We start from the raw sequence: 10459 nt of genomic DNA, 5'->3' as shown, positions 1-10459 counted from the left end.
TGTTGTCATAAATCCAGTCCCTGTTTAGCTCATTACCCAGATACCGCCAGCCAATATGGAAAGAACCGTGATAAACGTTTGATAGACGACGTCCATAATCAGATTACCAATACTATCTCCATCTGCCTTGCGATTTTTAATCATGACATAAGTATGTGACCATAGACCACTTAAACCATATATGTACATCGTAACCAACACACCAACCCAAAAATTCCCTTGAAACCAGATTGCCATAATCCCCATAACACCAAGCCCGACTTGCGAAAATCCGTATTTCACCTGAAACGGTCCGCCTGGCCAACCCAACATCTTGGCTGTTTGATCTGCTCTGGCAATGTTAACCACGTAACCAATAACACCTACAAGTCCAAATGTAACCACAAACTGATGAAGCAATAACACTCTGCTAATCTCGCTCATTTCTCCAGGGAAACCGAGCATCCACAGATGAATTGCCCCTGAAATAAGCCCAAATAACCATAGAACCAAAAACCACATTGCTGTCTCACTCCTGCCCATTCGTTATTTTGGAATCATTTGTAACTAAATGAATTAATTTGTAGATATCCACATTATATAATCGCTTTTATATTTGTCAATTCGTACATATTTTTCTATTTTGTCGAAGCTTTTTACATTTTTCTTCTCTTATACGCAATTGTATAATTTAAGTAGTTCCAATTAACTTGAATAAAATGGTACTTATATACCATTTTTACACTTATTCATACAAAAAATGTTTCTTTTTTAACACTCCTTAAGAACCATCACTCATTTATTGGACAATTAAAAAAAACTAAATAACCAACGGTCGATTCGTTTTATACATATATTCGGATCATCTTAATCAACTTAATTGAAAACAGAAAATTGACAACATTTCTTTTTGTAACTATTATAGTTACAAGGATATGGATTTTCGTTACACATCCACCTAACGAGGCGAATGTTGCAAACTACATTATAGGAGGAAACAAAAATGAAATTGTTAGTTACAGGTGCTACAGGTAAACTCGGGTCACTGGTTGTTGAGGCGCTATTGAAGACGGATGCTGCAACAAACTTGGCTGTTAGTGTGCGTTCACCAGAAAAAGCAGAAGCATTGCGCTCCCAAGGCGTAGACGTTCGACAAGGGGATTTCGATCAGCCGGAAACGCTGGAGAAAGCCTTCGCTGGAGTAGATCGGTTACTACTGATCTCCACAGACGGGGATAATGAGACACGTATTCGTCAGCATCAGACTGCCGTTCAAGCCGCCAAAAAAGCTGGCGTTGGTTATATCGCTTATACAAGTGTTGTGAATGCGGAACATAATCCACTCTCCCTCGCTGAGGTACACCGCAAGACAGAACAAGCGATCCGTGATTCCGGCATCCCTTACACATTCCTACGTAATAACTGGTACCTTGAAAATGAGGCTGGCAGTGTACAAGCCGTTACACACGGTGCTCCTTGGGTACATGCTACGAATGACAGCCGGGTTGGCTGGGCTACCCGCCGTGATTATGCCGAAGCTGCTGCTACTGTACTTGCAGGCGAAGGACACGAGAACAAGGTTTATGAATTGTCCGGCAAACTGCGTACACAGGCTGAGCTTGCTGCCATTGCAGGTGAAGTACTCGGACAGGAAATCAACGTACAGAATGTCGACGATGCGGCTTACGCGGACATCATGAAAGGTGCAGGTTTACCTGAATTTGTTGTATTTATGCTGGTTGAAATGCAGAATTCAATCCGCCAAGGTGCACTGGCTGTTGAGAGCGACACACTGGAAACTTTGCTTGGTCGTCCGGCTCAACCGTTAAGTGAAGGTTTTAAAGCCATTTTGGGTAAATAATCAGTCATGCTGTAATTTTCGCTAGATAATAACAGGAATACAACAAAAGGGTTGTTCCATACGTCAACTGATGACGAGGAACAGCCCTTTTTTTTGCTTGTTTTTGATATGCTTCAAACGAAGCTTGCACACGCGTCCATCTAACTACCCACTGGATCTTCTTGATCAATATAACGTGCAGGAATAACATCAGCCAGCCATATATTTTCATTGCCGTGGTAAAAGAGAATGCCATCACGTTCGGCCTGCCCAGCCTGAACACGCAAAATGACAGGATGATCATCCCGTCTTAGACCAACCTGGCGTGCCGTGTTCCTATCAGCCGACAAATGTACATACTGCCGCTGCCGAGGCTGCAGACCGTGCTCCATAATAGAGGCAACGGCATGTCCGGGTGTACCGTGGTACAACCATTCCGGAGGCTGAGTAGCTATTTTAGATATTTTCTGCGGAGTGGAATGACCATAAAGGGCGCGAATTCGGCCAGCATTGATCTCGTGCCGCTTTTTCTCCGAACCCGCAATCATCTGTTCCAAATCCTCTTCTGTAACCTCACGCCACTTCGGGCTTTCGTGCAGAGCAATGAGCAATTGCGGAATATCTACCCATCCCTCTTCATCCAGCTCAAGCTCGTATTCCCAAGGGGCATGTCGCAATGCATAGGAAAGCTCTTTGCTCAATTTCATGTAGTCCATCATGCTCATCTCCTTTACCTAGCTTTGCTGCTGAACTGCCGCCAAAATTTCCTGTATAGTATGTGCCAGCGCCTCGTGATCCTCCTGCGCAAATTGAACATGTCCGTTAATACCGCGATGGATAATTGTATTCATCACCGGATGTGTCTCTTCATTGGAAGCAACGCGAATCAAATCATCGGCAAAATCAACCGCTTGCTGTTCGCTATAGTTAAACGGCTTCATCAACATCCGGATACTCAGCGCATGAGCCTGCGGCTCCGCCAAGCGATCACGGTGAGTAATACTATATACTGCGCCAAAACCAAAAGCCGCAAGCACCTGACGCTGCAGTTCTGTTGTCTCTTCAAGTGGTGTGCCAATCAATTCGCCGATCTGATTCACCATCTGCTCCAGTTCGTGGGCTGCAGCACTCAAAATGACATCATTTTTATCTTCAGTATTCATAAAATTATTCATATCCACATTCTCCGTTCTATACTTTATTCCAGTTCGGGGACAGCAGATGTTTGAAAGCTTCCTGATTTAGTAAAAAAACCAAATCTTCTCGATATAGAGTCGATTTGGTTTACATTTTAGACGAGTAGCGTTCCTCAGCTCACATTTTCACAAAAAACACACTCATGCCGTCTCATGCTGCTGCTTTGGCTCCGGCTCATAGACCTGAGTATGCTCGTTCTCTTCAAGCATCCACTCTACTGTACCTGGCTTGCGTACCTTCCACACCAAAGCTTGAACACGCAGCGATCTTCTCACCCAGGACAGTGAGGTGCAACGCTTCTCCGAACGAACCATAAGCCCCCATTGAATGACTCGTGCAAGCCATGGATTTACATATTCATTGTGTTTGCGAACCGATGGCAGTTCATCCTGAAACAGGCGCTGCTTCACATCCATAGGTGGCTGTCCACAGGTCCAATAATGAAGCAAGGCAGACAAACTATAGATATCCGACATCGGCCCCTGAACCGACTTCTCAGAGTAGAACTCAAGCGGTGAATACCCTTTAGAAGTAAAAATAGCTTGCTTGGTTCCAGTCTGCATCGGCCAGCGCATTGCTGAACCGAAGTCAATCAATTTGGGTGTGCCATCCTCCATCACCATCACATTGGAAGGTTTGACATCCCGGTGAAGAATACCTTGTTTATGAATATAATCGAGCGTATCCACCAGCGGCAGTAACGTACCGGTGATAAAATCGGCCTGCAGTGCGTGGTTACGCTCTTGTAAATAATCTGTCAGAATCAAGCCGGTACAATATTCCGTGACCAGATATCCGGTATCATTGGCCTCAAAGTGATCCACATACGAAATAATGTGAGGATGATTAAGGGAAGACAACAGCTCGCCCTCCTGTAGAAATGCAGACAGCAATTCGTGAAATTGTCCGCCATATCCTCGGGATGCACAGAATACACTGCGCTTGTTGGTCTGGCGTGCAGCAATTCGATGAGGGAAAAATTCCTTAATTGCCACTTTAGCCCCTGTATGCCGATTTCGTCCAACATATACAATAGCCAATTCACTGCTGGTCAGAACCTGTCTTACCTGATATGTATCGTTCAAAATGACATTACGTTGCAATGCCATATTCCAGTTATCTTTTCCCATACCAAACCTCTTTTCAACCTTGTCGATCGGAAGACTTGCCGCATGACGGTGTGATTGATCCTTAAGCTCATCCGAGATGAGTCCAACCAGATAGCAGTTCATCGTTAATCAACTATATAAACCAAACCACATCGTTTGAAACATCCTTTTCGCGGAAAGTGCTTTATTGGTTCAAGCTCCCGTTATCTATACATAGATGTGTACGCACTCTTCTATACATAGTATCGACAGAAGAGGCAGTTTCGTTAATCCATTTGTAAAAATACGAACTGCCCCAAATGTCCAACCATTTGTGAAGTTGTGTTGCCTTCATTCACTTTGCTTTCAAAATGCTATTGCTTTTAATAATGTTTACTTAAAAAGTGCTGAATCTCCTCATTCATCTTACTTAACACATCCTGAGAAGGAAAATGCCCTGTATCATATTTAATTGCCTCTACATTGGGAATAATCTTCTGAGCACGGTCAATACATTTATCCCCTGGGAAAAAGACGTCCTTCTCCCCCACCAAAAGTAATGTAGGCGATTTATAATTTTCAAGCTCTTCCCGCTCTGCAAGTTTGGGCAAATCCTGCTCCATACTGACATATTTGAATATTTTACCGATCAGGTTTTTATCTGTTTCCTTCATACAATGGCATGACAGGTTATCCGTGATCTTTTGCAAAGAAGCTGGTGAAGAAGTCATACGGTACTTGACGAGCGGAAGTGTAATGTCATGAGCGGTTTTCATTCTGGAATTGACAGCAAGACCTGCTGGAGCCACCAGTACCGAGCACGCTATGCGTTCCGGGATATAGGTAGCCAGTCTGAGAATGATACCCCCGCCAAAAGAAGGACCGATGAACGCACTTTGTTCAATTCCGTAGTGGTCGAGCAGATCGGATACCCACAAGGCCAAGCTGTCAAAACGTGCCGAAATGCTGGTTTCCTCGCTGTACCCCGGATGACCAATCGTATCCGGCGCAATGATCCGATAGGATTGAAATAACGAAGAGAACCAGGACAGTGTCATTGGATTCACACAATTGCCGCCCTGAAGAATAAATAACGGCTTGCCGTCTTCCGGCCCAGTTAACAACACATGTGTTTTCCCAAAACGTGTCTCTACATACTCTCTTGTGAATCCTTCACCTAGCTCACTCAAATAAATTTCGTACTCTTCCAGAATACTACTCTTTCCTTCTTCACTTCTATAAATGGAACTCATGTCTGCCTCCTGCAATGTATACTCATCTCACCTGATTCAGTGATCAAAACCCGGGTATTCCCGGCCCAAAAATATATAAGGAGGGCCTGTTGGATGCAGGCTCCTCCATATGTGCGACTTATCATATGCTGATGATTATAGAATGGAAAATGGAAATTGTAAATATCGATTCTAATAGACAAGCTCAAGACTTTAATTTTGGAGTTACAATAAATCACTTTCGGCCATAATCCGCCTTGATCTCGCCCCACTGTTTCGTTTGCCATTTCAGCACTTTATTGGTGTACGTATTCGTGCGAAGCCACTGCTCAGCCCGATCAATCATCAGCCAGATTTCTTCGGTGGAATGGTCACGCGGCAGGGTTGTAGCAACCTTTTTTTGCTTCAGCCACTTCATCGCATTCACCGAATCGGTATAGACCGTTTTGTTGCTGCCTTCTTTTTGGAGATAAGCCAGAGCATGTACGATGGCGAGAAATTCACCCAGATTGTTCGTGCCTTTTGAGATCGGCCCAACGGAAAAAATCACCTCGCCTGTGCGTGTGTCGACTCCTTTATACTCCACTGGCCCCGGATTGCCGCGTGTTCCCACATCTACAGAGATGCTGTCATAATCAATTTCCTCCGATGTTTCCATTCCGGCGCTTCTACTTGTTTTGGACTTGGGAGCTCCACCAGCACTTGATCCCCAGTTCCCTTTCCATCCAGCACGGTATGCTGCTTCGGCGGCTTCCTTGGATTCATACGATTTATATTTGGCTCCGGTATATTGATCTGTTTGTGCTTTGCACGCCGTCCAAGTGTTATATACGCCTGGTTGCTTTCCTTCCCATACCACGTAATATTTTTGTTTTGCCATGTGTAACCGCTCCTTTGTTCACTGCATCAATACCCTATTGTAAACGATGAGACGTTTAAAATGAAAGTTTGTTATTTCTTGATTATGAGAACACAGGGATAACCAGAACGGATGAATTTGGTATATTCCCCCCCCCATATCAGAACAGTCTAATAGCTAGAGTACATACCGGAACGGAAAGGATGTTAACTATGGACTGGATCTGGAAATCCGTCTTGCTTGTTCTTATTGGCATGATCCTGCTTAGAATTGCTGGCCGCAAGTCGATCTCACAGATGAGTGTTGCAACAACCGTAATTATGATCTCCATCGGAACCACCATTGTACAACCGATTGCCAACCATGAACTGGGGAAAGCGATTGGCTCTGCATCGGTGTTTATTGCAACATTGCTCGTTGTAGAGCAATTACAAATCAAATTCAACATGTTTGAACGTCTAATGAGTGGCCGCTCCAAAGTAGTTGTAGAGAATGGGAAAGTTATCATCCCGAATCTGAAACGAATGCGTTATACGATGGATCAGCTGGAGATGCATTTAAGGCAGGAGGGCATCCAAAGTATAGACGATTTGCAAACAGCCACGGTCGAACCCAACGGACAGCTTGGTTATATCCTGAAACGTCACGCCCGTCCCGTGACTATTGGCGATCTGGAAGAGATTTTGCGTAGCTACACCCTAACAAGCACACCTGCCGTTAATCAGCAACAAGAGTACAATAACAGCCAAACCTCAAGCGCCAGTGCGAATTCTACAGACATTTTTGAAGAAGTCAGCAAAGGTCAACATTCCCACGCCATTAATCCCAAACTTCAATAGGTGTAATCACAACCGTAAATAAAATGAATCATAGACCATTCCAGTGAGCCATTCTTTTGCTCGAAATAGGGAGGTCTTTTTCCATTCAAATCTTGACATTAGTTTGATATCAAATTATATTACAAGTATGAAAACAAGAGATGCAGTTTCACTTATATCCAAAATCAAAGAAAAAACCAGTCGTTTTATTTTGAACGAAATGGCAGCAGAGGGGATCAACGATCTCGCTACTTCTCATGGAGATATCATCTACGCGCTTTATAACCATCAGCGGTTGACCATGGCAGAGATTGCGAAGAACATTCGCAAAGATAAATCCACAGTAACTGCGCTTATAGACAAATTGGTGCGAACAGGATATGTGGTGAAAGAACGAGATGTAACCGACTCTCGTATCGTTCATGTGGCGTTGACTGCCAAAGGCGAAGCGTTAGAACCAGTGTTCGAGGATATTTCACAACGATTGCTGGATACTTTTTATGCGAATATTACTGATGATGAGAAAAAAGAACTACTTCGTATTTTGATCAAAATTTACGACAACTTTTAAATTTTTTTAGCACAATAGTTTGATATCAAACTAATTACAAAGGAGATTTATGATGACGGATTATACTCAATACTTACCTGAACATGAGATACAGAAGATTGGGAAACATGCACTGCACGTAGAAATTCACAGGGGAAATCAGGGATCTGGGGCAGCACAGGTAAGCACATGTCCTCCCCTTCTATTGGTTCACGGGGCATACACAGGCAGCTGGATGTGGAGCAAGTACATCCCTCATTTTGTGGAACACGGCTGGACATGTTATGCGATGAATCTGAGAAGTCATTACAAAAGCCGGGTGATGGACATGACTCAAATAACGGTTGACCATTATATCGAAGATATCCGCGAGGTACTGTCTCTAATCGCTGAACCTCCTGTATTAATTGGCTTCAGTATGGGCGGCATCCTCAGTCAAAAGATTGCAGAGACTGCCGAGTTGGCAGGTTTAATTGTGATTGACACAAGCATCAGCAAAGAAGTTCATGATGCTCTCCCCTATCCCGTAACGGATCAGATTAAACCAGGAATGATCATGCCAGCACCTGTACGTGAGGAAACGGAGACCATGGATGAAACCGCAGAGGATATCGCTTTTCAACGTCTGTATCTACAGATGGAGTCGGCCAAAGCCTTCCGTACTTTCTCCGTCCTCTGCGGGGCTGAAGGCATATCCATTGATGGAAGTTTGGTCACTTGTCCCAGCCTGGTAATTAAAGCTGTGTCGTCCGAGGATGAGGATCTGAGAGGCCAATTGACCGCAAAGCAACTAGGAGCCTGTTATGCCGGACTTGGGGATACTACACATACAGGTCTGCTTGTAGGTCAGCGGTATAAGGAAGCCGTAGACATCATCCTTGATTGGTTTAACTCAATTCATCTGGAATAAAGTGTTTGCTCTTTTCCTCTTTTCGTATCTCCAGCTTTCTTCCTTACTGCTTCACGTAAAAGGAGTGCTTTCGGTTACATCTTCGCTCTTTTTTTCACCATATAAATAACGGATAAGATCAGGAACCAGACCGGTGTAACAAACAACGCCACTCTTGTATCTTCTGCCAGCGCCAATACAATGACCACAAAGGCCAAGAATACCAAAATTAACACATTGGAAAAAGGATAGAGCGGCAATCTGAACCGACTTTGACGTGCTAAGTCAGGCTGGGTGCGCTTGTACTGCATATGGCAGATCACCATGATCGCCCATACGAATATAAAACATACTGTGGATACACTCGTAATGAGAGTAAATACACCTTCCGGCATAATGTAGTTCAGCACAATCGCAATAAAGATGACAATGGTAGAAAAAAATAGCGCATTAGCTGGAACTTTTCTATTGTTAACACGTGCAAACGATTCGGGTGCATTTTGGTCTTTGGCCATGGAATATACCATACGGCTTGTACTGAAAATAGCGCTATTACATGCCGATGCCGCAGACGTCAGCACTACAAAATTCACCACTCCGGCTGCCGCCGCAATCCCCACCGCTGCAAACACCTGCACAAACGGGCTTTCGGTTGGCACGATTGCACTCCACGGATAGATGCTCATAATAATCAGCAAAGCGCCCACATAGAACAGCAGAACCCGGATAGGGATCTGATTAATGGCTTTGGGAATGACCTTTTCCGGATTCTCCGTCTCCCCTGCGGTCAGCCCTACCAGTTCCATGCCAACAAAAGCAAACACAACCATCTGGAATGAGATGATAAATCCATGCAATCCATTAGGAAACCAGCCTCCGTGGCTCCACAGATTGGCGAAACTTGCAGCACCCTGGTTCGTTGTAAAACCTGTAAAAATCATATACAATCCAACCACGATCAGAGCCAATATAGCGATTACTTTAATGAGGGCAAACCAGAACTCCATCTCCCCAAACAACTTAACTGTAGCCAAATTCATCACCAGCAAAATAACCAGAGCAATCAATCCCGGCATCCATTGAGGAACGTTCGGGAACCAGAACTGCGTATATAACCCCACCGCCGTAATGTCAGCCATCGCAATGGAAATCCAGCAGAACCAGTAGGTCCAGCCCGTAATAAATGCCGTCATATTTCCCAGGTAATCACGAACGAAATCCACAAACGAATGATACTGCAAATTGCTCAGTAGCAACTCCCCAAGTGCCCGCATGATGAGGAATAATATGATGCCTGTAATGATGTACGCCAGCAGAATCGAAGGGCCTGTTAGTTGAATTGTTTTGCCCGCTCCGAGAAATAGTCCTGTTCCGATCGCTCCTCCAATCGCCATTAGCTGTACATGTCTGTTCTTTAATCCTCTTGTTAACGTTTCTTCCTGCATGGTACACCACCACTCTCTTTCTGCGTATGCTCTCTGTGATGCAAAAATAATATACCATTTAATATATAATATTCTGCAGTCGATACCTATACTTCTTTAGATATATTTATGGAATTAATCCTAAGACAATCCCAAAAAAACATACATAAATATGAATAATTTCTATTATAACTTTTTATTTACAATTAAAAAAACTAATCGAAATGGCAAACAATGTCGATATATTTAAGATGAATTTTTGATTTTGGAGGTCTATAATGAAAAAACGACATAATAAGAGAAATATAAGAAAAAAAACAACAGCTGCCATATCTTTAGCAATGATATTAACATCTCAAGTATCACCATTTGTTCAAATCATAAGAGCTTCCCCTCATCCGGAACCCAAGGAAAATTTGCATTCGATCTCTAACAATAAAGTAGAACTTAAGATGGATCACAGTAACAACTACATAGTTTCTCATAACAATAGTGATAACGATAACATAATTAAAGTTTCAACTGAATCCGGGAACTCTTTAAGTTTAGAACCTTTAAAAAAAGGAAGCCCATTCTTTAATTT

The 10459-nt window shown here is 43.5% G+C and carries 11 protein-coding genes; 4 read left to right on the top strand and 7 right to left on the bottom strand.

All coding sequences use genetic code 11. The features are described 5' to 3' along the window. Nucleotides 1–24: 24 nt before the first annotated feature. Nucleotides 25–501 (bottom strand): DUF6790 family protein, encoded by a 477-nt coding sequence (locus ACR8BL_RS24855; protein WP_434750017.1) that lies wholly within the window; start codon nucleotides 499–501, stop codon nucleotides 25–27. A 481-nt stretch (nucleotides 502–982) separates the two neighbouring features. On the opposite strand from ACR8BL_RS24855, the gene ACR8BL_RS24850 reads away from it, so the two are divergent. After that, the gene (locus tag ACR8BL_RS24850) at nucleotides 983–1840 is read left to right on the top strand and encodes an SDR family oxidoreductase (protein ID WP_434750016.1); all 858 of its coding nucleotides are present in this window, start codon (nucleotides 983–985) and stop codon (nucleotides 1838–1840) included. A 140-nt stretch (nucleotides 1841–1980) separates the two neighbouring features. Here the strand turns inward: ACR8BL_RS24850 and ACR8BL_RS24845 are convergent, their stop codons facing one another. The 5 genes from ACR8BL_RS24845 to rnhA form a co-directional block, all read right to left on the bottom strand. Beyond that, complete coding sequence (locus ACR8BL_RS24845; RefSeq protein WP_434753241.1) at nucleotides 1981–2535, bottom strand: RNA 2'-phosphotransferase; 555 nt, start codon at nucleotides 2533–2535, stop codon at nucleotides 1981–1983. 18 nt (nucleotides 2536–2553) lie between these two features. Beyond that, nucleotides 2554–2994, bottom strand: coding sequence for an Imm48 family immunity protein (imm48, locus tag ACR8BL_RS24840; protein ID WP_434750015.1), 441 nt, complete (start codon nucleotides 2992–2994; stop codon nucleotides 2554–2556). A 162-nt stretch (nucleotides 2995–3156) separates the two neighbouring features. Further along, a complete protein-coding gene (locus tag ACR8BL_RS24835; RefSeq protein WP_434750014.1) occupies nucleotides 3157–4248 on the bottom strand; it encodes a serine/threonine protein kinase in 1092 nt (363 codons plus the stop codon). Nucleotides 4249–4487: 239 nt separating this feature from the next. Then, nucleotides 4488–5357: an alpha/beta fold hydrolase gene (locus ACR8BL_RS24830; RefSeq protein WP_434750013.1), complete on the bottom strand. Its 870-nt coding sequence runs from the start codon at nucleotides 5355–5357 to the stop codon at nucleotides 4488–4490. A 214-nt stretch (nucleotides 5358–5571) separates the two neighbouring features. After that, nucleotides 5572–6216 (bottom strand): ribonuclease H, encoded by a 645-nt coding sequence (gene rnhA / locus ACR8BL_RS24825; protein ID WP_434750012.1) that lies wholly within the window; start codon nucleotides 6214–6216, stop codon nucleotides 5572–5574. A gap of 191 nt (nucleotides 6217–6407) precedes the next feature. On the opposite strand from rnhA, the gene ACR8BL_RS24820 reads away from it, so the two are divergent. From ACR8BL_RS24820 to ACR8BL_RS24810, 3 genes are all read left to right on the top strand, one after another. Beyond that, nucleotides 6408–7034 carry a DUF421 domain-containing protein gene (locus tag ACR8BL_RS24820; protein WP_434750011.1) on the top strand — a complete coding sequence of 209 codons (627 nt, stop codon included), beginning with the start codon at nucleotides 6408–6410 and terminating at the stop codon, nucleotides 7032–7034. Nucleotides 7035–7161: 127 nt separating this feature from the next. Next, nucleotides 7162–7584 carry a MarR family winged helix-turn-helix transcriptional regulator gene (locus ACR8BL_RS24815; RefSeq protein ID WP_434750010.1) on the top strand — a complete coding sequence of 141 codons (423 nt, stop codon included), beginning with the start codon at nucleotides 7162–7164 and terminating at the stop codon, nucleotides 7582–7584. A gap of 49 nt (nucleotides 7585–7633) precedes the next feature. Further along, nucleotides 7634–8473: an alpha/beta hydrolase gene (locus ACR8BL_RS24810; RefSeq protein ID WP_434750009.1), complete on the top strand. Its 840-nt coding sequence runs from the start codon at nucleotides 7634–7636 to the stop codon at nucleotides 8471–8473. A 74-nt stretch (nucleotides 8474–8547) separates the two neighbouring features. Here the strand turns inward: ACR8BL_RS24810 and ACR8BL_RS24805 are convergent, their stop codons facing one another. After that, nucleotides 8548–9897: an amino acid permease gene (locus tag ACR8BL_RS24805; protein ID WP_434750008.1), complete on the bottom strand. Its 1350-nt coding sequence runs from the start codon at nucleotides 9895–9897 to the stop codon at nucleotides 8548–8550. Nucleotides 9898–10459: the final 562 nt, after the last annotated feature.

Origin of the sequence: Paenibacillus amylolyticus (genome assembly GCF_051136285.1) — a bacterium.
GTDB lineage: Bacteria > Bacillota > Bacilli > Paenibacillales > Paenibacillaceae > Paenibacillus > Paenibacillus amylolyticus_F.
The sequence above is the reverse complement of the archived record's forward strand: the minus strand, read 5'-3'. Positions and strand labels throughout refer to the sequence as shown.